Source organism: Labrys sp. Lb11 (genome assembly GCF_057554225.1).
Map to the genome: position 1 here is coordinate 694,372 of NZ_BAAJOT010000002.1, position 22,361 is coordinate 716,732.

The following is a 22,361-nucleotide window of genomic DNA, read 5'->3' on the forward strand; positions in this document are numbered from 1 at the left end:
TCCCCGGGGCCTCTCAGGCTGCGGTGCCGCAACAGGCATGCGCCTTGGGAGCGTCCTCGTATTCGTCGTGCCGGCGCATCCAGTCCATGGTCTCCGCCTCGTTGCGCCCTTTGGGTGCCCGGTCGAGGATCATGTAGGTGCCGATCAGCTCCTCCGGACCGCGGGCATAGCTGGAATAGGTATGATACACCGCGCCGTCCGCGTCCCGGTAGAAGGCGCTGAGCCCCGGCAGCTCGTCATGGGCGGCGGCGCGGTCGATCTCGGTGAAGTTGTAGCGGACGCCCTCCCTGGCCAGGTCCTCCCTGGTGAAGGAGACATGGTAGTCGTAGTTGAAGTCGCTGCCGAACGACGACACCCACGGGAAGCGCCAGCCCATGCGCGCCTTGTAGGCCTCGATCTCCGGCAGCGGAGCACGGGAGACGGCGAGCAGCGTCACGTCGTGATGCTGGAGATGGGGCAGCGTGCCGTCGAGATGATCGGCCAGGAAGGAGCAGCCGGGACAGCCGGCGTCCCAGCCGGGCCCCAGCATGAAGTGATAGACGACGAGCTGGCTGCGGCCGTCGAACAGCTGCGCCAGCGTCCGGCGCCCGGCCGGCGTATCGAAGGCATAGTCCTTGTCGACGCGGACCCAGGGCAGGGCCAGGCGCTCGGCGTTGATGCTGTCGCGCAGGCGCGTCGCCTCCTTCTCCCGGGCGAGGAGAGCCTTGCGGGCGACGAGCCATTCCTCGCGGGATACGACCGGATTCAGCGGCATTCCATCCTCCCTGGCAGCCGTTCGCTTGACAGGAAAGGTTGATATCAACATATATTGGACATGTCAAAGCCGGCTGAGGTTCCCTTCTCGACCACCGTCCTGGTGCGTGACACCTGCCTGTGCCTGCATGTCCAGCGGGCGGCGCGGGCGCTGGCGCGGCGCTTCGACGAGGTTCTGCGTCCGCTCGGCCTCACCAACGGCCAGTTCTCTCTGATGATGTCGCTGAACCGCCCGCACCCGCCGGCCCTGGGCTCGGTGGCTTCTCTGCTCGCCATGGACCGCACCACCCTCACCGCAGCCCTGAAGCCGCTGGAACGCCGCGGCCTGGTCGCGGTGACGCCCGACCCCGCCGACCGGCGCAGCCGTCGCCTCGCCCTGACGGAGGCGGGGCAAGCCCTCCTGGCCGACGCAGTGCCGCTGTGGGAAGCGGCGCACGCCGCCCTGGAGGCCCGCCTGACCGCAATCGATCCCGACCGCCTGCGCACCGGCCTGCGGGCGCTGGCCTGAGCGGCCATTATCACAACGGCAAGGACGAGCCGGTAGGATCGGGGGATTGCCGACCCGCTCCGCCCTGACGAAGGCCGCCGATGTTCTTTCTCGCCTCCAAGCTCCTCGGCTTCCTGCTCACTCCCTCCAACCTGATCGGCCTGCTCGGCGGGATCGGCCTGCTCGGCCTCTTCGCCGGCCGCCGCCGGCTGGGCCAGGCCTGCCTCGCCGCCTCGATCCTGGCGCTGGCGGTCGCCGGATGGTCGCCGCTCGGTCCCGCGGCGCTGATGGTGCTGGAGGACCGCTTCCCGCGGCCGCCGATCGCCGGGCCCGCGACCGGGATCGTCATGCTCGGCGGCGCCGTGGACACGCATATTTCCGCCGATCGCGGCGACGTCGCCCTGAACGAAGCCGGAGAACGGCTGACGGCGACGGCCGAGCTCAGCCGCCGCTATCCCGACGCCCGGATCTTCCTGTCCGGTGGCGCCGGCCATATCGGCGCCGATGGCTCCCTCACCGAATCCGACCTCGCCCGCACGCTCCTGATCGCGCTCGGCGTGCCCGAAGCTCGGATCACGATGGAGGAGCGCTCTCGCAACACCTGCGAGAACGGCAGCGAGAGCGCCGCCGCCCTCAAGCCCCAGCCGGGCGAGCAATGGCTGCTCGTCACCTCGGCCAGCCACATGCCCCGCTCGGTCGCCTGCTTCCGTGCCGCCGGCTTCGACGTCGTCCCCTACCCCGTCGACTATCGCACCGGTGGCAGCGGCGTGCTGCGTCGGCCGGTCACGCCGCTGTCGGCCGGCCTCGCCGCCACCGATCTCGCCGCCCATGAATGGATCGGCCTCGTGACCTACCGCCTCGCCGGCCTGACGGAGGACCTCCTGCCCGGCCCGTAGGCCGCGGCCGGCCGATGCCGAATCAATCGTGGCGAGAGCCGCGGGACGCTGCTCAGGGCGTGCCCATGCGCGGCCGTCCGGAGGCGCGGGCGGTGACGGACGCCTCGACGAAGATCTCCCGTCCCTCGGCCTCGGCCTTCTTCTGCTCGACCACGACGCCGATCTCGACCGCCCCGGCGCCGGCGCGGATCGCCGAGGCGGCCGCCTCGCCGCGCGCCGCCTCCTCGGCCAGCGCCAGCGCCGCCGGCAGGCCGGTGAGGTCGCGGGCGAGGCCGGCGCCGAGCACCCGGAAAATACCTTCCACCGGCTGCAGCACCTTGACCACGGCGCTGGCATGCACGCCGCCGACCACGGCGCCCACGGCGTTGGCCACCTCGGCGTGCTCGGGCACCAGCGAGGGCGCGCGCACCAGCCGGGCGATATCGGGATAATAGGTGGCGGCCGACGCCCCCAGCCCGACCAATGGCGCCGACAGCGACAGGGACAGGCGCACGAGGCCCGGCCGATCCGCCATGGCCGCCACCGCGAGCGGATGGCGCGACAGGTCGCCATCCTCGAAGCCGTCCTCGGCCAGGGCGCAGTCGAGCACGAACTCGCCCGAGCGCCGGATCAGCGCGTCGATCACCAGCCGGGCCAGCGCCTCCGCGTCCTCGGCGAAGGCACGCCCCCCGGCGCCGCGCTTGCGGGCGAACAGTCCGGCCCCCTTCCTCGCCGCCGCAACGTCCCAGGCGGTGTGCAATCCCAGCACGTGGGCGGCGTCGGACGGCGTCAGCGCCGCGGCGATCGCCAGGCGCTTGTCGATCAGCCGGCGCAGGGCGCTGGCTTCGCGCCGGCCGGTCACCAGCCGGTCCATCGCCCTGGGCTCGCCGCCGAGGCGATCGAGCAGGGCCTGCTCCAGCTCCGGCAGGTCCGTGGTCGGCGGCCGCAGCGGTACGACGAAACGTCCGTCGAGATCGGAGGGGATCTCGGCGCCGGCCTGCCGGTCGAGCGTGCCGTGCACGAGGTCGCCGTGACTTTCCGCCAGCAGCGCCAACGGCATGGCGCGCCGCGGCCCGAGCCGCAGCACCGTCTCGAGGCCGGACTGGTCCAGCGCCACCTCGCTGTCGCCGCCGAGCCCGCAGGTGCGGATGGCGATGGCCTCGACCATGGTGCGGAATCCGCCGATCAGGGCCCCGGCCGGATCGACGCGCGGCCGCCCGTCCCGCAGCACCACCACGTCGGTGGTCGTGCCGCCGATGTCGGAGACGATGGCGTCGCGCGTACGCGCCAGGAATGCGCCGCCCACGGCGCTGGCTGCCGGGCCGGAGAAGATGGTCTCGATCGGCCTGGCCCGCGCCACGCCGGCGGTGACCAGCGCGCCGTCGCCGCGCACCACCATCAGCGGCGCCGCGATGCCGCAGGCGCGAAGCCGCCCCTCCGTCGCCTCGATCAGCGTCTCCAGGAGGTGGATCAGCCGGGCGTTGAGCACGCAGGTCAGCGCCCGTTTCGGCCCGTCGAGCCGGGCCGAGAGCTCGTGGCCGCACGAGACCGGCAGCCCAGTGCGCTCGCGCAGCAGGTCGCGCGCCGCGACCTCGTGCGCGGGGTTGAGCACGGCGAAGCGGCCGGTCACCGCAAAGCCGGTGAGCGAGGGCGCCAGGCGCACCGCCTCCGCCGCCAGGGCCCCGATGTCCAGCGGCGCCCGCTCCGCGCCGAAGCTGTCATGGCCGCCGTCGATCAGCAGCACCGGATCGCCGTGCAGCGCCGCCTTGAGGGCCGGCCGCTCGGCGTCGGCCGCGTCGAAACCGATGAAGACCAGGCCGACGCGGCCGCCCTGCCCTTCCACCATGGCATTGGTGGCGAGCGTGGTCGACAGCGAGACCAGGGCGACGGCCGCCGGGTCGACGCCCGACCGCGCCAGCACCGCCTCCACCGCCCCGCCGACGCCGAGCGCCAGGTCGTGATGGGTGGTCAGCGCCTTGGCCTTGGCGACGACGCCGCGCGCTTCGTCATAGAGGACGGCGTCGGTGAAGGTGCCGCCCGTATCGATTCCGAGGAGAAGGGGCATGGGAGTCTGGTTCTGTGGTTCGGATATCGGAAGCGAAGGCCGGGAGGCTATGGTGATCGACGCCGCAGCGTCACCCTCCCGGCGGAGATCCCGCGCCGCGGGCTCAGGAATTCGCCGGCTTGTCCTCGGAGGCGAGCGCCGGGGACCGCGGCGACCGCTTGCCCTTGACGGCGCGGGTCGGACGCCCGGCCGCGCCCTGCAGCTCATGCCGGAACTCGTCGCGCCGTTCGTGGATGGAGGCGATCACCGGTCCCATGGCGACACCGAGGCCGACCAGGGCCGCCTCGGAGAGCTGCAGGCTCGCCTCGATCGTCTCGGGCACGGCATCCGTGACGCCCAGCGCGTAGAGGGCACGGGCGTGATCGGCATCCCGCGCCCGCGCCACGATGACGAGGTCGGGCCTGAGGCCGCGCGCCGTCGCGACGATGGCCTCGATCTCCTTGGCCCTGTCGATGGTGACCACCAGGGCCGAAGCCTCGGCGAGGCCGCAGCGCTCGAGGAAGCCGGCGTCGGTGGCATCGCCCCAATAGACCGACTTCGTCTCCCGCCGCCAGCGCGCCACGCTGCGCGCGTCCGCGTCCACGGCGAGGTGGGAGACGCCGTGCCGGCCGAGCATGTCGGCGACGAGCCTGCCGACACGCCCATAGCCCACGACGATGGCACGCCGCGCGCCATCGGCGGGCAGGGGCGCGGTCGCTTCCGGGTCGACCGGCACCGGACGCTCGAAGCTCTTGCCGAGGCGCAGGCCGAGCATGCCGAGCACCGGGGTCAGCGCCATCGACAGCGAAGCCACGGCGACGCCGAGCGCAGCATGGGCGGGGTCGAGGATGGCATTGTCCTCCGCCAGCTTGAACACCACGAAGGCGAACTCGCCCGCCGGCGCCAGCAGGAACGCCGCCTCGATCGCCACCGGCCGCGACAGGCGGAAGGCCCGCGCCAGCACGAAGACGATCAGGCCCTTGACCAGGAGCAGGCAGACCAGCGCCACCACGACGAAACCGGGGTTCCGCAGCACCGTCGCCAGGTCGAGGCTCATGCCGACGGCGAAGAAGAACACGCCGAGCAGCAGGCTCTTGAACGGTTCGATGGTCGCCTCGACGGCGCGGCGATACTCGGTTTCGGCGATGAGCAGGCCGGCGATGAAGGCCCCGAGCGCCATGGACAGGCCCGCCGCGGCCGCCGCCACGCCGGTGCCGATCGCCACCAGCAGCGTCGCCGCCATGAAGAACTCGCGGCTGTCCCGGCCCGCCACCAGGCGGAACAGCGGCGCCAGCAGGAACTTGCCGACCAGGACGATGAGGGCGATGGTGGCGCAGGCCTTGAGCAGGCCGAAAGCCATGCCCTGCAGCACCGAGCCCTCCGGATGGGCCCCGACGATGAACAGGATCGGCACCACCGCCAGATCCTGGCAGATCAGGATGGCGAAGGCGGCGCGGCCGGTGGCCGAGGCGACGCGTTTCTCGCCGGCCAGAACCTCGATGACGATGGCGGTGGAAGACAGCGCCAGGGCGGCGCCCACGGCCAGGGCCGCCGGCACGCTGAGGAATTGGTCCGCCACCAGGCCGATCGTGACGGCTGAGATCAGCACCTGCAGACCACCCAGCCCGAACACCAGCCGTCGCATGCTGGTCAGGCGCGCCAGCGACAGCTCCAGGCCGATGACGAACAGGAGGAAGACCACGCCGTATTCGGCGATGGCGGCGATGCTCTCGCGCTCGCTGATGGTGATCCAGTCGAGGGCCGGCATGAGGGCGTGCAGCGCACCGAGGCCGTTCGGCCCGAGCGCGACGCCCGCAGCCAGGAAGCCGAGCACCGGGCTGACGTTGAAGCGCCGCACGAAGGGCACGACGGTTGCCGCCGCGCCCAGCACGATCAGCATATCCTTGGTGGCAACCAGATCATGCGCAGCCCCTGCCAAACTTCGTCCTCCCCACTGCGAAACGCCGCGCGCAGTCTGGACGCAAGCATGGCAAGATCAAAGCGATCGAGCCGCCGAACCGTATTTTTGTCTCAGAATTTCCGCTCCGGCCGGAGAGGGCCCGCTACAGCTTCCAGCCGGAATGGATGGCGGCGATGCTGCCGGTCAGGGGGCGGTACGAAACACGCGAGAAGCCGGCCTCCCGGATCATCGCCGAGAAGGCGTCCGGCTTGGGGAAGCGGCGAATCGATTCGACGAGGTAGCGGTAGGGCTCGGGATCGCCGGTGACCATGCCGCCCATCGGCGGAATGACCTTGAACGAATAGAGGTCGTAGACCCTGTCGAGCCCGGGCAGGTCGACGGTCGAGAATTCCAGGCACAGGAACCGGCCGCCGTGCCGGAGCACGCGGAACGCCTCGGCCAGGGCCCGGTCGATGCGCGGCACGTTGCGGATGCCGAAGGCGACGGTGTAGCCGTCGAAGCTCCTGTCCGCCAGCGGCAGCGCCTCGGCGTTGGCTTCGACGAACTCCAGCTGCGCCGCATGGCCACGCTCGACGGCCCGCGCCCGGCCGACCTCCAGCATCGAGCCGTTGATGTCGAGCACGGTCACGTGCGTCTGCGGCCCACCGGCCTCGACGACGCGGAACGCCACGTCGCCGGTGCCGCCCGCCACGTCGAGGTGGCGGAACGGCCGCCGCCGCGGCGGGTCGAGCATGGTGACGAGCGTCTCCTTCCACAGCCGGTGCAGCCCGCCGGACATCAGGTCGTTCATCAGGTCGTAGCGCGAGGCGACCTTGTGGAAGACGTCGTCGACCAGGGTCTGCTTCTCCTCCAGGGGCACGGTGGAAAAGCCGAAATGGGTGTCGGCGGTCTGCGGCATGGCAAGGCCTCAAGCGGATCTCGGCCGAGCCATAGCGCAGCGCGCCGGCCGGCGCTATGTCTGGCGCATGCCCGAGCTTCCCGAAGTCGAAACCGTCCGCCGCGGCCTCGATCCCGCCATGAGCGGCGCGCGCATCGAGGCGGTCACCGTCAACCGTCCGGATCTGCGCTTTCCCTTTCCCCGGCGCTTCGCCGCCCGCCTGAAAGGCCAGACCATCACCGCCCTCGGCCGCCGCGCCAAATACCTGCAGGCCGACCTCTCCTCCGGCGAGGTCCTGGTGATGCATCTGGGCATGAGCGGACGCTTCCTCGTGACCGCGCCGGACGGGCGCACCCGCGAGCCCGGCGAGTTCCAGGCCGATCCGGGCGGAGGCGCCAAGCACGACCACGTGGTGTTCCGTCTCTCGAGCGGCTTCACCGTCACCTACAACGACACGCGCCGCTTCGGCTTCATGGACCTGGTGCCCCGGTCCGAGCTCGAGGGTTCGAGGCATTTCAGGGACATGGGCGTCGAGCCCCTCGGCAATGCCCTGGACGGCCCCCTGGTGGGCGGCCTCTTCGCCGGCAAGGCGGCGCCGCTGAAGGCCGCCCTGCTCGACCAGCGCCTGATCGCCGGCCTCGGCAACATCTATGTCTGCGAGGTGCTGCACAGGGCGGGCCTCGCGCCGCAGCGCCCCGCCGGCACGCTGACGCCGGACGAAGCCGAGCGCGTCGCCGTGGAAATCCGGGCCGTGCTGACCGAGGCGATCGAGGCCGGCGGCTCGACCTTGCGCGACTACGCCCACACCGACGGCTCGCTCGGCTATTTCCAGCATCGCTTCCGCGTCTACGACCAGGAAGGAGCCCCCTGCCCGACGCCGGGGTGCCGGGGCACGGTGCAGCGCATCGTCCAGTCCGGCCGCTCGACCTTCTGGTGCGCGGCATGCCAGCGCTGAGCGGCCGCACGCCGGCTCTTGCCAAGCCGCCCGCCATCGCGCATTGCGCCGGACCATCGGTGCGCCACTGCCATCAGGAGCCCCCAGCATGTCCCATGAGACCATCATCGTCGAGACGCGCGGGCGCGTCGGCCTCGTCACGCTGAACCGGCCGGCCGCCCTCAACGCCCTCAACGCCCGCCTCGCGACCGAGCTGACCGCGGCGCTCGCCGCCTTCGACGCGGATCCTGCGATCGGCGCCATGGTGATCACCGGTTCGGAAAAAGCCTTCGCCGCCGGCGCCGACATCAAGGAGATGGCCGACAAGACCTATCCGCAGATCGTCGTCGACGACTTCATCGCCGCCTGGGACGGCATCGGCCGCCTGAAGAAGCCGGTGATCGCGGCCGTCTCCGGCTTCGCCCTCGGCGGAGGCTGCGAGCTCGCCATGATGTGCGACCTGATCATCGCCGCCGACACCGCCCGCTTCGGCCAGCCCGAGATCCGGCTCGGCATCATACCCGGCATCGGCGGCACCCAGCGCCTGGTGCGGGCCATCGGCAAGGCCAAGGCCATGGAGATGATCCTGACCGGCCGGATGATGGACGCCGCGGAGGCCGAACGCGCCGGTCTGGTCGCGCGCATCGTGCCGTCCGCCGACCTGGTCGCCGAGGCGGTGAAGACGGCCGAGGCGATCGCCGCCCAGTCCCAGCCCTCGGTCATCGCCGCCAAGGCGGCGATCAACCGGGCGTTCGAGACCACGCTGGCCGAGGGCATCCGCGGCGAGAAGCAGGCCTTCTACGCACTTTTCGCCACCGCCGACCAGAAGGAGGGCATGGCCGCCTTCGTCGAGAAGCGTCCGCCGTCCTTCCAGAACCGGTAACTCCTTGGACCCGTCCCTTCTCGGCCTGGCCGCGTTCGCCCTCGTCGCCCTCGTCGCCGGCTTCGTCGATTCGATCGCCGGCGGCGGCGGCCTGCTCACCGTGCCGGCACTGCTGCTGGCCGGGTTCGACCCGGTCTCGGCGCTGGCCACCAACAAGCTGCAGGGCAGCTTCGGCTCGGCGTCGGCCGTCCATGCCTTCGCCCGCCACCGCATGATCGATTTCCGCAGCGCGCGGACCATGATCGCGTGCACCTTCGTCGGCGCCTGCCTCGGCGCCGCCGTCGTCAAGATCGCGCCGCTCTCGCTGCTGTCCGCGCTCCTGCCGGCCCTCCTGATGCTGATGGCGCTCTACTTCGCCGTCTCGCCCAGGCTCTCCGACGCCGATGCCCGGGCACGCCTGTCCCCGACGCTGTTCGCGGTCACGGCCGCGCCCGCCATCGGCTTCTACGACGGCGTTTTCGGGCCGGGCACCGGCTCGTTCTTCATGCTCGGCTTCATGCTGCTGCTCGGCTACGGCGTGGTGCGGGCGACGGCGCACACCAAGCTGCTCAACTTCACCTCCAACTTCGCGGCGCTGCTGCTGTTCGCCTTCTCCGGCAAGATCGTCTGGACGGCGGGCCTGGCCATGGCCGCCGGACAGATCCTCGGCGCCCAGGCCGGCTCGCGCTTGGCCATCCGCCACGGCGCGCGGCTGGTGCGCCCGCTCCTGGTGGCGGTTTGCATGGTGATGGCCGTCAAGCTGCTGCTCGATCCGGCCAACCCGCTGCGCCAGGCCATCGCCGCGCTGATCACATAAACTGATTTTGAGTTGATGACCTCATCCGTGCTCGACAGGCCGGCATGCAATCCGCACAGTGGCTGCATCACCCATCGAGGACCCCCGACGCATGCCGCATGACACGCCCCTGATCGCCACTATCGTCGTCGGCCTCGGTCTGGCGTTCATTTTCGGCGCAATCGCCAACCGGCTGCGGCTGTCGCCGCTGGTGGGCTATCTCCTGGCCGGCGTCTGCGTCGGCCCGTTCACGCCCGGCTTCGTCGCCGACCAGGCCCTGGCGCCCGAGCTCGCCGAGATCGGCGTGATCCTGCTGATGTTCGGCGTCGGCCTGCACTTCTCGCTGAAGGATCTCCTGTCGGTGAAGGCCATCGCCCTGCCGGGAGCGGTGGTGCAGATCCTGTTCGCCACCCTGCTCGGCACGGCCCTGGCCTGGCTGCAGGGCTGGTCGCTGCCCGCCGGCATCGTCTTCGGCCTGGCCCTGTCGGTGGCCAGCACCGTGGTGCTGCTGCGGGCGCTGCAGGAGCGGCGCCTGATCGAATCGGAGCGCGGGCGCATCGCCGTCGGCTGGCTGATCGTCGAGGATCTGGCCATGGTGCTGGCCCTGGTCGTCCTGCCGGCCCTCGCCGGGGCGCTGGGCGGCGGCTCGGCCACCGCGCCCGATCCGCTGGCGGCGCGTTTCGGCCTCGGCCTCACCGGCGTGCTGATCCTGACGGTGTGCAAGGTCGCCGCCTTCGTCGCCTTCATGCTGATCGTCGGGCGGCGGGTCATCCCCTGGATCCTGCACTACGTCGCCCATACCGGCTCGCGCGAGCTCTTCCGCCTCGCCGTGCTGTCGATCGCGCTCGGCGTCGCCTATGGCGCGGCCAAGCTGTTCGGCGTGTCGCTGGCGCTCGGCGCCTTCTTCGCCGGCATGGTGCTGAGCGAGAGCGAGCTCAGCCACCGGGCGGCGGAGGAATCGCTGCCGCTGCGCGACGCCTTCGCCGTGCTGTTCTTCGTTTCGGTGGGCATGCTGTTCGACCCGGCCGTGCTGATCGAGAACCCGCTCCTGATGCTGGCGACGCTGTTCATCATCATCATCGGCAAGTCGGTCGCCGCCTTCCTGATCGTGCTCGCCTTCCGCCATCCGCTCGGCACGGCCCTGACCATCTCGGCCAGCCTGGCCCAGATCGGCGAATTCTCCTTCATCCTCGCCTCCATGGGCGTCAATCTGCACCTTCTGCCGACGGAGGGGCGAGACCTGATCCTGGCGGGGGCGATCCTCTCGATCGTGCTCAACCCGCTGGTGTTCGCCGCCGTCGACTGGATCAAGCCGCGGCTGGACCGCCGCAGCCGCCCTCCCGCGCCGGCGGCGTCCTCGCCCGACGCGCCCACGGCGCCCCCGCCTCCGGCGGTGCCCGACGAAGCCGGGCTGCGTCCCACCGGGCTCAGCCGGCATATCGTGCTGGTCGGCTACGGCCGCGTCGGCTCGATCGTCGGCGACGAGTTGCAGCGCTCCAGCGCGCCGTTCCTGGTGATCGAAGATGGCGACAAGACCGTCGCCAAGCTGGATGCGGCCGGGATCGAGACCCTCTACGGCAATGCGGTCGACGATCGGGTCCTCGCGGCAGCCAACCTCGCGGAAGCCAGGACGCTGATCGTCGCCATTCCCAACGCCTTCGAGGCCGGCCAGGTGGTGATGCAGGCGCGCGCCCTCAACCCGGCCCTGGTCATCCTTGCCCGCGCCCATTCGGATGCCGAGTTCGACCACCTCGTCAAGCTCGGGGCCGACACGGTGATCATGGGCGAGCGCGAGATCGCCCGTGGCATGCTCGAGCGCCTCGGGGCAACGGCATGATCCGCGACCGCGCGGCGCATGCAGACGGGACGCCTGCCCTGTTGACGGCGGGCCTCTCCCATTGTAATGAGCCGCCCACGATGGCGGACGCGGGAACGCGTACGGCCTTTTTCTTTTCCCGGCGCAGGTTCGGATCAGGCTGCACATCTTGCGGCAGCATGGCCCGGCGTCGCCACTGAACAGGCGGGTATCATGGCCAACACGAAATCGGCCAAGAAGGCGGCGCGCAAGATCGCGACGCGTACGGCAATCAACAAGTCGCGCCGTTCGCGCGTGCGCACCTTCATCCGCCGCGTCGAGGAAGCGATCGCCAGCGGCGATCAGGCCTCGGCGCAGACGGCGCTGCATCAGGCCGAGCCGGAGATCATGCGGGCTGCCCAGAAGGGCGTCCTGCCGGCCAACACGGCGTCGCGGAAGGTGTCGCGGCTGACACTGCGGGTCAAGAAGCTCAGCGCCTGAGCCGCGACTGACCCGACCAGATTGGAAAGGCCCGGCCGGGCAGGCCGGGCCTTTTTCTTTGTCCGGCGGCCTTTCGGCCGGCCGGACTACGCGTTCTCCGAGACCTACCCAAATACCTCCATCATGCAGTTTTGGTGTTTTTCTGCTTGACTCGCGCTTTGCGGCACATGGCTGGCGGAGCACTCGCGCCGGGCAAAATTAGAATAACGAAATCAAGGAGTTACAGGCAAAGACCACCCGAGGCGAGCAAGGGGGACGGGCCGATGGCGACATGATGGAGCACCCGCCGAAATTTTACGCGGCCGAAACGAGAATCCCAAAATGCTTTGCCACCTTCTCGATTTCATCGACTCCTCAACGCGTTGCGTTTTTGGCCGCGTGGACCGCACGCGAACGAATCGGCACCGCAAGAGGGCACTTAACGAATCCTTCAGAAATCGACCTTGCATCGGCATCGGCGGGTTTTGTAATGTGTCTTTAACGGGGCGCGTGCAGTTCTCTTCCAAAATTGACGGTGACAAGCACAGTCCTCCTAACGGGGGATCAGCTTTTGTCGTTTTTATGGAAGCTTTCTCATATGAGCGCGGCGCGGTGTTTGGTTGCGGTAGTCATGACGTTGTTAGAGTGAAGCCAAAGATCAAACTTTCCATTTGTCGGTGAAGTCATTCTCCGGCGGGACGTCGCCAAAGATTTTTTTGCTCATATACGTGAGCGCCAGGAGTGCTATGTCGTCGGGGTGGCAAGATGAATACGAGGGGGACGTTACGGCCGGCGAGGCCTACGTCCTCCTTCAGCAGGAGGCGAAGGCACAGCTGGTCGATGTCCGCACCAAGGCCGAGTGGTCCTTCGTGGGCGTGCCAGACCTTTCGTCGATCGGCAAGGAAGTCGTCCTCACCGAGTGGCAGAGCTACCCGGTCATGGAGGTGGCGCCGGATTTCGTCGCCAACCTGGAGAGCGAGCTGCAGAAGCGTGGCGTCGGACGGGATGATCCGGTGCTGTTCCTGTGCCGGTCCGGCGCCCGCAGTCTCAGCGCGGCCAAGGCGATGATCGCCGCCGGCTGGAAGGGGGCCCGAAACGTCTCCGGCGGCTTTGAAGGCCCGCTGGACGCCAGCCGCCATCGCGGCGGAACCGATGGGTGGAAGGCCGCGGGCCTGCCCTGGATCCAGTCCTGATCGTACCCGATTCCGTGAGGCCCGGCGCGCGGTTCCGCCGCGCGGAGCCTGGCACTCGTCCTGAACTTCAACGCGACAAAGATGCGGCCATGAAATCGAGCGAAAGCCCGTCCCTCTCCTTCAGCGCGCAGGCCGGCGAGGTCCCGTCGTCGGATGCCGCCGCGGCGTGGGATCGCGTCAAGCGGCGCCTGCGCGTGGAGTTCGGCGAGGACGTCTATTCCAGCTGGTTCGCCCGCCTGGACCTCGACGGCGTCATGGACGACATGGCCCAGCTCTCCGTCCCGACCCGCTTCCTCAGGAGCTGGATCCAGGCTCATTATGTCGACCGGATCGTCGCCCTCCTGTCGGCGGAGCTGTCGACGGTGACGCGCGTCGCCATCGGCGTGCGCACTGCCGCCAAGCCCGTGGCAGCGACCCGCATCGCCGCCGTCGCGCCCGCCAGCGCCCCGGACGGGTCCGCCAAGCCTGTCGCGCCGGTGCTGCGCAGCGTCGAGCTGCCCGCTCGCGAGGACGAGCTGACCTCCTCGCCGCTCGACCGACGCATGACCTTCGACACCTTCTTCCTCGGCCGCTCGAACGCGCTCGCCCATTCCGCCGCCCAGCAGGTGGCCAGGGCCAATGCCGGCGAGCCGGCGCTGTACAACCCGCTCTTCATCCATTCCGCCGTCGGTCTGGGCAAGTCGCACCTGATCCAGGCCATCGCCCACACGGCGGAGGGCCGTGGCCGGCGCGTGCTCTACCTCACGGCCGAGCGCTTCATGTACGGCTTCGTCGCCGCGCTGAAGGCGCAGACCGCCATCGCCTTCAAGGAGAAGCTGCGCGCCATCGACCTGCTGGTCATCGACGACCTGCAGTTCCTGGCCGGCAAGTCGCTGCAACAGGAGTTCTGCCACACCCTCAATGCGCTGATCGACAGCGGCCGCCAGGTCGTCGTCGCCGCCGACCGCCTGCCCTCGGACCTCGAGGCGCTGGACGAGCGGGTGCGCTCGCGTCTGTCCGGCGGGCTGGTGGTCGAGATCGCGCCGCTCGACGAGGAACTGCGGATCAAGATCCTCAAGGCCCGCATCGAATCGGCCCGCGTGCACCAGCCGAGCTTCGAGGTGCCCGACAATGTCGTGGCCTATGTCGCCCACCAGGTGAACTCGAACGGCCGCGACCTCGACGGCGCCGTCAACCGCCTGCTCGCCCATTCCGCCCTGTCGGGCGCCGGCATGTCGCTGGAGACCGCCGAGGCGGCGATCCGCGACCTCGTCAAGAATCGCGAGCCGCGCCGCGTCAAGATCGAGGACATCCAGCGCGTCGTCGCCAAGCACTACAATGTCAGCCGCGCCGACATCCTGTCGCTGCGCCGCACCGCGACGGTCGTCAAGCCGCGTCAGGTGGCGATGTACCTGTCCAAGGCGCTGACGCCGCGCTCCCTGCCGGAGATCGGCCGGCGCTTCGGCGGCCGCGACCACACCACCGTGCTGCATGCGGTGCGCAAGATCGAGGGCCTGGTCGGCCGCGACACCTCGCTGGCCGAGGAAGTCGATTTGCTCAAGCGGCTGCTTTCCGAGTAGGGCTCCGCCTCGACGGTCGAGGGCTCCGGCTTTAATCATGAGCCGCGAGCCCCCTCTCCCTCCGGGAGCGGGGTTCCTCTTGGCCACCGGCAGTGATATTCGGCAAGCGAGGGCGCCATGACCGCGACGATCGGCATCCTCACCCTGTCCGACCGGGCCAGCGCCGGCGTCTACGAGGACAAGAGCGGCCCGGCGATCGAGGCCTTCCTGCACGAGGTGCTGACCTCGCCGTGGCGGAAGGTCGCCCGCGTCATTCCCGACGACCGGGCCGGCATTGAGGCGGCGTTGATCGCCCTGTGCGATCAGGAGGGCTGCGCCCTGGTCTGCACCACCGGGGGCACCGGCCCGGCGCATCGCGACGTCACGCCCGAGGCGACCGAGGCGGTCTGCGACAAGATGATGCCCGGCTTCGGCGAGCTGATGCGCCAGGAAAGCCTCAAATATGTGCCAACCGCCATCCTGTCTCGCCAGACCGCCGGCATCCGCGGCTCGTCGCTGATCGTCAACCTGCCGGGGAAGCCGGCCTCGATCCGCCAGTGCCTGGCCGCGGTCTTCCCGGCCATCCCCTATTGCATCGACCTGATCGGCGGCCCCTACCTCACCACCGATCCGGCCATCTGCAAGGCGTTCCGCCCGGGCGGCTGAGCGGCTACACGAACGGCGCGTAGATGTCCGGCCGCGGCGGCAGCAGCCGCCGGAAATAGGCCCGCCCCTCCTCCGACACCGCGCTGGCGCCGGCGAAGAATCCGTCCGGCATGTGCCGCGTCCGGCCGGCGACCTCGTCCAGCGCCACCAGCTTCGGCGCGGTCAGCCGGCCGTCGAAATGCAGCGCCACCGAGCCGCTGGCCGCGAAGGCGCTCTCGGCTGCGAACTGCCCGGCGGCAAAGGCCTCCTGCCGGTCGGTCTCGTCGATGACCCCGAGATAGCCGCGCGGCAGGTAGCCGAGCGTGTCGACACGGGTCCTGGCCTTGGGGAAGCGCGTCTTCAGCGCCCGCTGGATCTCCATGCCGAGATCGCCGCCCGTCAGCTGGACATTGCCGTGGGCGTCGCGCTCGACCGCGCCCGCCGCCAGCGCCTCGGCCAGGGGCCGGCCGGTCTCGTCCTGCACCCCCTCCGACATCGACACCACGCAACGCCCGAGGCGGGCCTGCGTGGCTGCGACGTCGTCGAGGAACTGCGCGACCGAGAACGGCTTTTCCGGCGTGTAGATCAGGTGCGGCGCATCCGTCTCCGACTGCTGCCACGCCGCGGCGGCGGCGCTGAGGAAGCCGGCATGCCGGCCCATGACGATCGCGACATAGATGCCGGGCATGGCACGGAAGTCGAGGTCCATGCTGGCGAAGGCGTTGGCGACGAACAGCCCGGCCGAGATGAAGCCGGGGACATGGTCATTGGCCGCGAGGTCGTTGTCGATGGTCTTGGGCGCGTGCACGAAGGTGCGCCCGCCGCTCGACTGGCCGCGCAACAGCTCCAGCGTGCCGGCCGTGTCGTTGCCGCCGATATAGACGAAGGCCCGGGCATCGAGCCGGTCCAGCGCCTGCAGGATGGCGCCGCAGGCCTTGGGATCGGGCTTGTCGCGGGTGCTGCCGAGGGCGGAGTTCGGCGTGCGGCCGAGACGGGCGAGGTCGGCGTCGGACAGGGCGCCGAGATCGACGACGTCCCCGGCGGTCAGGCCGCGGACGCCGTAGCGTGCCCCCAGAATGCGCAGGCCCAGGTCGCGCCGGCGCGCGGCCAGCACCGCGCCACGCAGCGTTTCGTTGATCACGGCGGTCGGACCGCCGCCTTGCGCGATGACGATGGACGCCATGGAACCCTCCTTCGGCCAGAGCGACTCGCCGCCCGGCGGCAACCGGGCCGCGAGGCGTTGCCCGATTGAAGCGAATAATCGACAGTCGCACAATTCATCTCCCGGGATTCATCTTCCAGGATCCCGCCCCGGTCGCGACAGCCTCCAGATGTTCAAGCCCCATCCCGGCCCCGGCCCCGAGCAGATCGGCTTCCTGCTCGTTCCGCAATTCTCGCTGATGGCCTTCGCAGCCGCGGTCGAGCCGCTGCGCGTGGCCAATCGCCTGTCGGGCCGGAAGCTGTTCGCCTGGAAGGCGTGGTCGGAGGACGGCCAGCCGGTCACCGCCTCCAGCGGCATGGCCATGGCCGTACATGGCCGCCTCGCCGACCTTGCCGAGGTGCCGACCCTGATCGTCTGCGCCAGCTTCGAGCCCGAGCGCGGCGCGACGAAGCCGGTGCTGGCGGGACTGCGGCGCCTGGCCCGGCGCGGCACCGTGATCGGCGCCCTCGACACCGGCGCCTGGATCCTGGCCGCAGCCGGCCTGCTTGACGGCGCCGGCGCCACCATGCACTGGGAGGCCGCACCCGGCTTTGCCGAGGCCTTTCCGGATGTCACCATCAGCCAGGCCTTGTTCGAGATCTCCGGCAACCGCTTCACCTGCGCCGGCGGCACGGCGGCGCTCGACCTGATGCTCGACATGATCGGCCGCAAGCACGGCCAGGCCCTGGCCGTGGCGGTGTCCGAGCAGTTCATCCATGACCGGATCCGCGACCGCAACGACCGCCAGCGCATGAGCCTGCCCAGGCGTCTTGGCGTGGTCAACGGCAAGCTCCTGCGCGTGGTCGAAGCGATGGAGGCGCATCTGGAGGCCCCGCTCGACGCCCGCCGGCTCAGCCAGCTCTCCGGCGTCACCCCGCGCCAGTTGGAGCGGCTGTTTCGCGCCCAGCTCAAGGATTCGCCCTCGGCTTATTATCTCAAGCTGCGCCTGGAGCGCGCCCGCGGCCTGCTGCGCCAGACAGACATGAGCATCATGGAGATCGCCATGGCCTGCGGCTATTCCTCCGCCTCCTGCCTGTCGCGCTCCTATCGCAGCCATTTCGGCGTGGCGCCGCGAGACGATCGGGTCGAGCCGCCGCAACTGCCCGGCGTCGCCACACGCTGACCGCGACCAGGCCTGTCCGGGCCGCATGCCCGCGACACGGCCTGCGACACCATCCCAGCGCAATATAAATTGCATACTATTAGTTAGCATACTATCATATTGCCCATGAACCAGCTCGACACGCTCCGCATGGCGGTCACCAGCACCATGCACAAGGTCAGCCGCCACTGGCGCCGCCTGGTGCAGGACATCACCGCCGCCCATGGCGTTTCGGAAGCCTCCGCGCCCGCGCTGATCGCCATCGGCCGCCTCGGCGAGGGCGTGCGCCAGGGCGTGGTGGCCGAGGAGATCGGCATCGAAGGTCCCTCCCTGGTGCGCCTGCTCGACCAGCTCTGCGCCGGCGGCCTGGTCGAGCGGCGCGACGACGCCGTCGACCGGCGCGCCAAGACGCTGTGGCTCACGCCCGAGGGACGCCGCGTCACCCGCCGGATCGAGGAGGACGTCGTGGCCTTGCGCGCCCGCGTCCTCGACGGCATCGACAGCGGCGATCTGGAGGCGGCCCTCAGGGTCTTCCGGGCCTTCGAGGCGGCCGTCGGCCGTGGCGCGGAGTTCGCCGCCGTGAAGGAGGAGGCCGTGCCGTGACCGGTGCGTTCGCCCTTCCGACCTGGCGGGACTGGCTGTTCTCCGCCAAGGCCTTCCTGGCCTCGATGCTGGCGCTCTACATCGCCCTGGCCGCCGGCCTGTCGCGGCCCTACTGGGCCATGGCCGCGGTCTATGTCGTCGCCAATCCCCTGTCGGGCGCCACGACCTCCAAGGCGCTCTACCGCGCCCTCGGCACGCTCCTCGGCGCCGCCGGCTCGGTCCTGCTGCTGCCGGCCCTGGTGGATGCGCCGGAAATCTTCAGCCTCGTCGTCGCCCTGTGGACAGGCGGCTTCCTGTTCATCTCGCTGCTCGACCGTTCGCCGCGTGGCTACGTCTTCATGCTGGCCGGCTACAGCCTGCCGCTGATCGCCCTGCCGGCCGTCTCCGAGCCCGGCACGGTGTTCGACGTCGCCGTGGCGCGCACGGAGGAGATCACCATCGGCATCCTCTGCGCCAGCCTGGTCTCGGCGCTGGTCTTCCCCACCCGCGTCGGGCCGGTGCTGGGCGCCCGGGCCACGACCTGGCTGCGCGACGCCCGCGCCTGGGCCGGCGCGATCCTGAGGCAGGACGGCGCGACCGGCGCCACCCGGGAGCGCCAGCGCCTCGCCGCCGACATCCGGGCGATGGACATGCTGATCAGCCAGCTCGCCTACGACGCCGCCATCCCGGCGACGACCCGGCAGGCCCGCGAGCTGCGCGGACGCATGGCCCTGCTGCTGCCGATCCTGTCTTCCCTGGCCGATCGCCTCGAGGCGGTGCGGACGACCGGCGAGGAGCCGGCCGGCCTGGCGGCGGTGACCGCCGACATTCTCGCCTGGATGGAAGCCGGCCCGGATGCGCCGCATGGCGAGGCCGACCGCCTGCAGGCGGCCCTCGCCGCCCTCGAGCCGCGGGGCGCCCACGCCGTCGAATGGAACGGCCTCGTCCTCTCCAGCGCCCTGGAGCGCCTGCGGGAGCTGGTCGACCTCTGGCAGGACTGCCGCGAGCTTCGCCGGCAGATCCTGCTCGGCGAGCGTGCCGGCCGCTGGCGGCCCGCCTTCCGCCAACGCCGCATGCTCGGCGCCCGCCACCATTATGATTTCGGCCTGCTCGCTTTCTCCGTCGCCTCGGTGGTGCTGGCCACGCTCGCCGCCTGCTTCCTGTGGATCGCGACCGGCTGGGACCAGGGCGCCGGCTTCGTCACCATGACCGCGGTCGGCTGCTCCTTCTTCGCCGCTGCCGACAATCCCGCCCCCCAGATCCGCAGCTTCGTGATCTGGATGGGCGTCAGCGCCATGGCCTCCGCGGCCTACCTCTTCGGCATCCTGCCGCTGGTGCACGACTTCGCCGCGCTGGTGGCCGTGTTCGCCCTGCCCTTCCTCGTCCTCGGCACGCTGGTGACGCGGCCGCAGTTCACCATGATCGCCATGCTGCTGGCGGTGAACACCGCGTCCTTCGTCGGCGTGCAGGCGAGCTACGCAGCCGACTTTCCCGCCTTCGTCAACGGCATCATCGCCTCCATCGCCGGCGGCCTCTTCGGCGTGGTCTGGTCGCTGGTGACGCGGCCCTTCGGCGCCGCCCTGGCGGCCCGCCGCCTGGTGCGGGCCGGCTGGGCCGAGCTCGCCGCCACGGCGCGCGGCGGCCGCAACCGCGATCCGGAGACCCTGGCCGCCCGCATGGTCGACCGCCTCGGCCAACTGGTGCCGCGGCTGGCCCAGGGCGTCGACGCCGACGTCGCGGCCGCCGACATCCTGGCTGAGCTGCGTGTCGGCATGAACGTCCTCGATCTCCAGCGCGTCCGTTCGCGGCTGTCCTCGGCGCTGCGCGGCTCCCTCGACGCCGTGCTCGACGCCGTGGCCGTCACCTTCGCCCGGCGGGCCTCGGCCGGCCGGGCCGAACCTCCGGCCGAGGCCCTGCTCGCGGCGATCGATGCGGCTCTGGCCGATCTCACCCGGGCGGATGCGGGCGAGGATGCACGGCCGGCGCTGCAGGGGCTCGTCGGCCTGCGCCGCGCCCTGTTCCCGCGCGCGCCCGGCCCCCTGCGCCTCGGGCCGGCGCCCGTGCCGCTGGCGGCCGCGGCGGAATAGGATCTCGTCATGATCAACGATCTCGATCTTTTCGGCGTCTACGTGCCCGGCCCGCTGGTCATCGCCCTCCTCGCCTTCGTGCTTCACCTGGTCCTGCGGCGTGCGCTCGCCTGGGCGGGGGTCTATCGCCTGGTCTGGCATCCCGCCCTGTTCGACGTCGCCCTCTTCGTCATCCTGCTCTGCGGCTTCGCCGCTTTCACCCAACGGGTCGTGTCGTGAGAAGACTGCTTGCCGCCTTCGGGCGTGTCGCCATAACTCTCCTCGTGGTCGCCGCCGCCGCCGGCTTCGGCTGGCGCGCCTGGGACGGCTACATGAACGCGCCATGGACGCGCGACGGCCATGTCCGCGCCGACATCGTCGGGGTCACGCCCGACGTGTCGGGGCTGGTCAGCGACGTTCTCGTGCGCGACAACCAGAGCGTCCGCAAGGGTGACGTCCTGCTGCGCATCGACCGCGAGCGCTTCGCCCTGGCACTGCAGCTCGCCGAGGCGGCCGTCGCCGGCCAGAAGGCCTCGCTCGACCAGGCCCGCCGCGACGCGGCCCGCTATCAGCAGCTCGGCAAGGACATCGCGTCCCAGCAGAAGATCGAGCAGGCCCAGGCTGCCGTGGCCACGGCCGAGGCCGCCTATGCCCAGGCCCTGGCCAGCCGCGACCTCGCCCGCCTCAACCTCGACCGCTCGGAAATCCGCGCCCCCGCCAACGGCGTCATCACCAACATGGCGCTGAACCCCGGCGACTACGTCACGGCCGGCAAGGCGGTGATGGCGCTGGTCGACAGCGACACGCTGCGGGTGGAAGGCTATTTCGAGGAGACGCGGCTGCCGCGCATCCAGCTCGGAGACCGCGTCCAGATCCATCTGATGGGCCAGCCCGCCACGCTCACCGGCCGGGTCGAGAGCATCGCCGGCGGCATTGAGGACCGCGAGCGCAGCAGCGGCTCCAGCCTGCTGGCCAACATCAACCCGACCTTCAGCTGGGTGCGCCTGGCCCAGCGCGTGCCGATCCGCATCGCGCTCGACCCGGTGCCGGAGGGAGTCCGCCTCGTCGCCGGCCTCACCGCCACGGTCGAGATCGAGCCGGGCACGGCAAGCTGATCGGAGGCCTCAACCGCCGAGCAGGCGCCCCACCACCTTGGCGGTATAGTCGACCATCGGCACCACCCGCGCATAGTTCAGCCGGGTCGGGCCGATCACGCCGAGCACGCCGATGATCTTCTGGTCGCCGTCACGGAACGGCGCGGCGACCATCGAGGAACCGGACAGGGAGAACAGCTTGTTCTCCGAGCCGATGAAGATGCGCACGCCGTCCCCCGCCTCGGCCCGGCCGAGCAGGTCGATCAGGTCCTTCTTGGCCTCGATGTCGGCGAACAGCAGGCGGATGCGCTCCAGATCCTCCGCCACCTTGAGATCCTCCAGGAGATTGGCCTGGCCGCGCACGATCAGTTGCTGCGGCAGGCCGCCCGCGCCGCCGGCCCAGCTCGCCAGGCCTTCGGCCACCACGCGTGCGGTCAGCGCGTCGAGCTCGGCGCGTCCCTCCTCCAGCGCTCCCTGGATCTCGGTCTGCAGGTCGGCCAGTGTGCGGCCGCGCAGGCGGGCGTTGAGATAGTTGGAAGCCTCGGCCAGCGCCGAGCTCGGCAGGCCGAGGGGGATGTCGACGACCCGGTTCTCGACCGTACCGTCCTCGGCCACCAGCACGACCAAGGCGCGCGTCGGCTCCAGCCGGACGAACTCGATATGCCTGAGGCGCGGGTCGCGCTTGGCCGTGACGACGATGCCGGCCCCGCGCGACAGGCCGGACAGCAGGCTGGACGCCTCGGTCAGCACGCTCTCCAGGTTGCGGGCCGAGGCGCGCACCTGGGCATCGATCTGCGCGCGGTCGGCGGCGGCGAGATCGCCGAACTCCAGCATGGCGTCGACGAAGAAGCGCAGGCCCATCTCGGTCGGCATGCGGCCGGCGCTGGTGTGCGGCGCCTGCACCAGGCCGAGCAGCTCCAGATCCTGCATGACGTTGCGCACCGAGGCCGGCGACAGCGTCGAGGGCAGCAGCCGCGAAATGTTGCGGGACCCGACCGGCTCCCCCGTGGCCAGGTAGGTCTCGACGATCTGGCGGAAGATTTCACGCGAGCGTTCGTTGAGCTGGGCGAGATCTCCCGGGGGCGTGACAGGCGTCATTCTGCAAATCTTCGACCG

At 70.5% G+C, this 22,361-nt stretch carries 21 protein-coding genes; 15 read left to right on the plus strand and 6 right to left on the minus strand.

Annotation, left to right across the window (positions count from 1 at the left end):
* Window positions 1-13: 13 nt before the first annotated feature.
* Window positions 14-754 carry a DUF899 domain-containing protein gene (locus AC27L4_RS08360; RefSeq protein ID WP_487141622.1) on the minus strand — a complete coding sequence of 247 codons (741 nt, stop codon included), beginning with the start codon at window positions 752-754 and terminating at the stop codon, window positions 14-16.
* Window positions 755-814: 60 nt separating this feature from the next.
* Between AC27L4_RS08360 and AC27L4_RS08365 the strand changes: the two genes are divergently transcribed.
* Window positions 815-1,261 carry a MarR family winged helix-turn-helix transcriptional regulator gene (locus AC27L4_RS08365; RefSeq protein ID WP_487141623.1) on the plus strand — a complete coding sequence of 149 codons (447 nt, stop codon included), beginning with the start codon at window positions 815-817 and terminating at the stop codon, window positions 1,259-1,261.
* Between the two features lie 80 nt (window positions 1,262-1,341).
* Window positions 1,342-2,136 carry a YdcF family protein gene (locus AC27L4_RS08370; protein WP_487141624.1) on the plus strand — a complete coding sequence of 265 codons (795 nt, stop codon included), beginning with the start codon at window positions 1,342-1,344 and terminating at the stop codon, window positions 2,134-2,136.
* Window positions 2,137-2,188: 52 nt separating this feature from the next.
* Here the strand turns inward: AC27L4_RS08370 and AC27L4_RS08375 are convergent, their stop codons facing one another.
* The 3 genes from AC27L4_RS08375 to ubiE form a co-directional block, all read right to left on the minus strand.
* Window positions 2,189-4,180, minus strand: coding sequence for a hydantoinase/oxoprolinase N-terminal domain-containing protein (locus AC27L4_RS08375; protein WP_487141625.1), 1,992 nt, complete (start codon window positions 4,178-4,180; stop codon window positions 2,189-2,191).
* Window positions 4,181-4,283: 103 nt separating this feature from the next.
* The gene (locus tag AC27L4_RS08380) at window positions 4,284-6,059 is read right to left on the minus strand and encodes a cation:proton antiporter domain-containing protein (RefSeq protein ID WP_487141933.1); all 1,776 of its coding nucleotides are present in this window, start codon (window positions 6,057-6,059) and stop codon (window positions 4,284-4,286) included.
* Window positions 6,060-6,222: 163 nt separating this feature from the next.
* Window positions 6,223-6,978, minus strand: a complete 756-nt coding sequence (gene ubiE, locus AC27L4_RS08385; protein ID WP_487141626.1) for a bifunctional demethylmenaquinone methyltransferase/2-methoxy-6-polyprenyl-1,4-benzoquinol methylase UbiE — start codon at window positions 6,976-6,978, stop codon at window positions 6,223-6,225.
* A gap of 67 nt (window positions 6,979-7,045) precedes the next feature.
* On the opposite strand from ubiE, the gene mutM reads away from it, so the two are divergent.
* From mutM to mog, 8 genes are all read left to right on the plus strand, one after another.
* Window positions 7,046-7,912 (plus strand): bifunctional DNA-formamidopyrimidine glycosylase/DNA-(apurinic or apyrimidinic site) lyase, encoded by an 867-nt coding sequence (gene mutM, locus AC27L4_RS08390; protein ID WP_487141934.1) that lies wholly within the window; start codon window positions 7,046-7,048, stop codon window positions 7,910-7,912.
* Between the two features lie 88 nt (window positions 7,913-8,000).
* A complete protein-coding gene (locus AC27L4_RS08395) occupies window positions 8,001-8,774 on the plus strand; it encodes an enoyl-CoA hydratase (RefSeq protein ID WP_487141627.1) in 774 nt (257 codons plus the stop codon).
* Between the two features lie 4 nt (window positions 8,775-8,778).
* On the plus strand, window positions 8,779-9,570 hold the full coding sequence (locus AC27L4_RS08400) for a TSUP family transporter (RefSeq protein WP_487141628.1): 792 nt from the start codon (window positions 8,779-8,781) through the stop codon (window positions 9,568-9,570).
* Between the two features lie 91 nt (window positions 9,571-9,661).
* Window positions 9,662-11,386 (plus strand): YbaL family putative K(+) efflux transporter, encoded by a 1,725-nt coding sequence (gene ybaL / locus AC27L4_RS08405; protein WP_487141629.1) that lies wholly within the window; start codon window positions 9,662-9,664, stop codon window positions 11,384-11,386.
* 192 nt (window positions 11,387-11,578) lie between these two features.
* Window positions 11,579-11,845 (plus strand): 30S ribosomal protein S20, encoded by a 267-nt coding sequence (gene rpsT / locus AC27L4_RS08410; RefSeq protein WP_487141630.1) that lies wholly within the window; start codon window positions 11,579-11,581, stop codon window positions 11,843-11,845.
* 725 nt (window positions 11,846-12,570) lie between these two features.
* Window positions 12,571-13,017, plus strand: a complete 447-nt coding sequence (locus AC27L4_RS08415) for a rhodanese-like domain-containing protein (RefSeq protein WP_487141631.1) — start codon at window positions 12,571-12,573, stop codon at window positions 13,015-13,017.
* 89 nt (window positions 13,018-13,106) lie between these two features.
* Window positions 13,107-14,576 carry a chromosomal replication initiator protein DnaA gene (gene dnaA, locus AC27L4_RS08420; protein ID WP_487141632.1) on the plus strand — a complete coding sequence of 490 codons (1,470 nt, stop codon included), beginning with the start codon at window positions 13,107-13,109 and terminating at the stop codon, window positions 14,574-14,576.
* Between the two features lie 117 nt (window positions 14,577-14,693).
* On the plus strand, window positions 14,694-15,221 hold the full coding sequence (gene mog / locus AC27L4_RS08425) for a molybdopterin adenylyltransferase (RefSeq protein ID WP_487141633.1): 528 nt from the start codon (window positions 14,694-14,696) through the stop codon (window positions 15,219-15,221).
* 4 nt (window positions 15,222-15,225) lie between these two features.
* On the opposite strand, the gene AC27L4_RS08430 is transcribed toward mog, so the two are convergent.
* A complete protein-coding gene (locus AC27L4_RS08430) occupies window positions 15,226-16,383 on the minus strand; it encodes a diphosphate--fructose-6-phosphate 1-phosphotransferase (protein WP_487141634.1) in 1,158 nt (385 codons plus the stop codon).
* A 148-nt stretch (window positions 16,384-16,531) separates the two neighbouring features.
* Between AC27L4_RS08430 and AC27L4_RS08435 the strand changes: the two genes are divergently transcribed.
* From AC27L4_RS08435 to AC27L4_RS08455, 5 genes are all read left to right on the plus strand, one after another.
* Window positions 16,532-17,524: a GlxA family transcriptional regulator gene (locus AC27L4_RS08435; RefSeq protein ID WP_487141635.1), complete on the plus strand. Its 993-nt coding sequence runs from the start codon at window positions 16,532-16,534 to the stop codon at window positions 17,522-17,524.
* A 105-nt stretch (window positions 17,525-17,629) separates the two neighbouring features.
* The gene (locus AC27L4_RS08440) at window positions 17,630-18,106 is read left to right on the plus strand and encodes a MarR family winged helix-turn-helix transcriptional regulator (RefSeq protein WP_487141636.1); all 477 of its coding nucleotides are present in this window, start codon (window positions 17,630-17,632) and stop codon (window positions 18,104-18,106) included.
* Window positions 18,103-20,172: an FUSC family protein gene (locus AC27L4_RS08445; RefSeq protein WP_487141637.1), complete on the plus strand. Its 2,070-nt coding sequence runs from the start codon at window positions 18,103-18,105 to the stop codon at window positions 20,170-20,172. The genes AC27L4_RS08440 and AC27L4_RS08445 overlap by 4 nt, the downstream gene beginning before the upstream one ends.
* 9 nt (window positions 20,173-20,181) lie before the next feature.
* Window positions 20,182-20,391: a DUF1656 domain-containing protein gene (locus AC27L4_RS08450; protein ID WP_487141638.1), complete on the plus strand. Its 210-nt coding sequence runs from the start codon at window positions 20,182-20,184 to the stop codon at window positions 20,389-20,391.
* Window positions 20,388-21,266 (plus strand): efflux RND transporter periplasmic adaptor subunit, encoded by an 879-nt coding sequence (locus AC27L4_RS08455; RefSeq protein WP_487141639.1) that lies wholly within the window; start codon window positions 20,388-20,390, stop codon window positions 21,264-21,266. Before AC27L4_RS08450 ends, AC27L4_RS08455 begins: the two co-directional genes overlap by 4 nt.
* A 9-nt stretch (window positions 21,267-21,275) precedes the next feature.
* Here the strand turns inward: AC27L4_RS08455 and hrcA are convergent, their stop codons facing one another.
* Window positions 21,276-22,343, minus strand: coding sequence for a heat-inducible transcriptional repressor HrcA (hrcA, locus tag AC27L4_RS08460; RefSeq protein ID WP_487141640.1), 1,068 nt, complete (start codon window positions 22,341-22,343; stop codon window positions 21,276-21,278).
* Between the last annotated feature and the right edge of the window lie 18 nt (window positions 22,344-22,361).

What these genes read in the sequence shown, in the direction of transcription:
- AC27L4_RS08375 (WP_487141625.1), bottom strand. Translation starts at nt 4,180, where the DNA reads ATGCCCCTTCTCCTCGGAATCGATACGGGCGGCACCTTCACCGACGCC.
- ubiE (WP_487141626.1), bottom strand. Translation starts at nt 6,978, where the DNA reads ATGCCGCAGACCGCCGACACCCATTTCGGCTTTTCCACCGTGCCCCTG.
- AC27L4_RS08415 (WP_487141631.1), top strand. Translation starts at nt 12,571, where the DNA reads ATGTCGTCGGGGTGGCAAGATGAATACGAGGGGGACGTTACGGCCGGC.
- AC27L4_RS08430 (WP_487141634.1), bottom strand. Translation starts at nt 16,383, where the DNA reads ATGGCGTCCATCGTCATCGCGCAAGGCGGCGGTCCGACCGCCGTGATC.
- mutM (WP_487141934.1), top strand. Translation starts at nt 7,046, where the DNA reads ATGCCCGAGCTTCCCGAAGTCGAAACCGTCCGCCGCGGCCTCGATCCC.
- rpsT (WP_487141630.1), top strand. Translation starts at nt 11,579, where the DNA reads ATGGCCAACACGAAATCGGCCAAGAAGGCGGCGCGCAAGATCGCGACG.
- ybaL (WP_487141629.1), top strand. Translation starts at nt 9,662, where the DNA reads ATGCCGCATGACACGCCCCTGATCGCCACTATCGTCGTCGGCCTCGGT.
- hrcA (WP_487141640.1), bottom strand. Translation starts at nt 22,343, where the DNA reads ATGACGCCTGTCACGCCCCCGGGAGATCTCGCCCAGCTCAACGAACGC.
- AC27L4_RS08450 (WP_487141638.1), top strand. Translation starts at nt 20,182, where the DNA reads ATGATCAACGATCTCGATCTTTTCGGCGTCTACGTGCCCGGCCCGCTG.
- AC27L4_RS08395 (WP_487141627.1), top strand. Translation starts at nt 8,001, where the DNA reads ATGTCCCATGAGACCATCATCGTCGAGACGCGCGGGCGCGTCGGCCTC.
- mog (WP_487141633.1), top strand. Translation starts at nt 14,694, where the DNA reads ATGACCGCGACGATCGGCATCCTCACCCTGTCCGACCGGGCCAGCGCC.
- dnaA (WP_487141632.1), top strand. Translation starts at nt 13,107, where the DNA reads ATGAAATCGAGCGAAAGCCCGTCCCTCTCCTTCAGCGCGCAGGCCGGC.
- AC27L4_RS08370 (WP_487141624.1), top strand. Translation starts at nt 1,342, where the DNA reads ATGTTCTTTCTCGCCTCCAAGCTCCTCGGCTTCCTGCTCACTCCCTCC.
- AC27L4_RS08380 (WP_487141933.1), bottom strand. Translation starts at nt 6,059, where the DNA reads ATGCTGATCGTGCTGGGCGCGGCGGCAACCGTCGTGCCCTTCGTGCGG.
- AC27L4_RS08435 (WP_487141635.1), top strand. Translation starts at nt 16,532, where the DNA reads ATGTTCAAGCCCCATCCCGGCCCCGGCCCCGAGCAGATCGGCTTCCTG.
- AC27L4_RS08365 (WP_487141623.1), top strand. Translation starts at nt 815, where the DNA reads ATGTCAAAGCCGGCTGAGGTTCCCTTCTCGACCACCGTCCTGGTGCGT.
- AC27L4_RS08440 (WP_487141636.1), top strand. Translation starts at nt 17,630, where the DNA reads ATGAACCAGCTCGACACGCTCCGCATGGCGGTCACCAGCACCATGCAC.
- AC27L4_RS08360 (WP_487141622.1), bottom strand. Translation starts at nt 754, where the DNA reads ATGCCGCTGAATCCGGTCGTATCCCGCGAGGAATGGCTCGTCGCCCGC.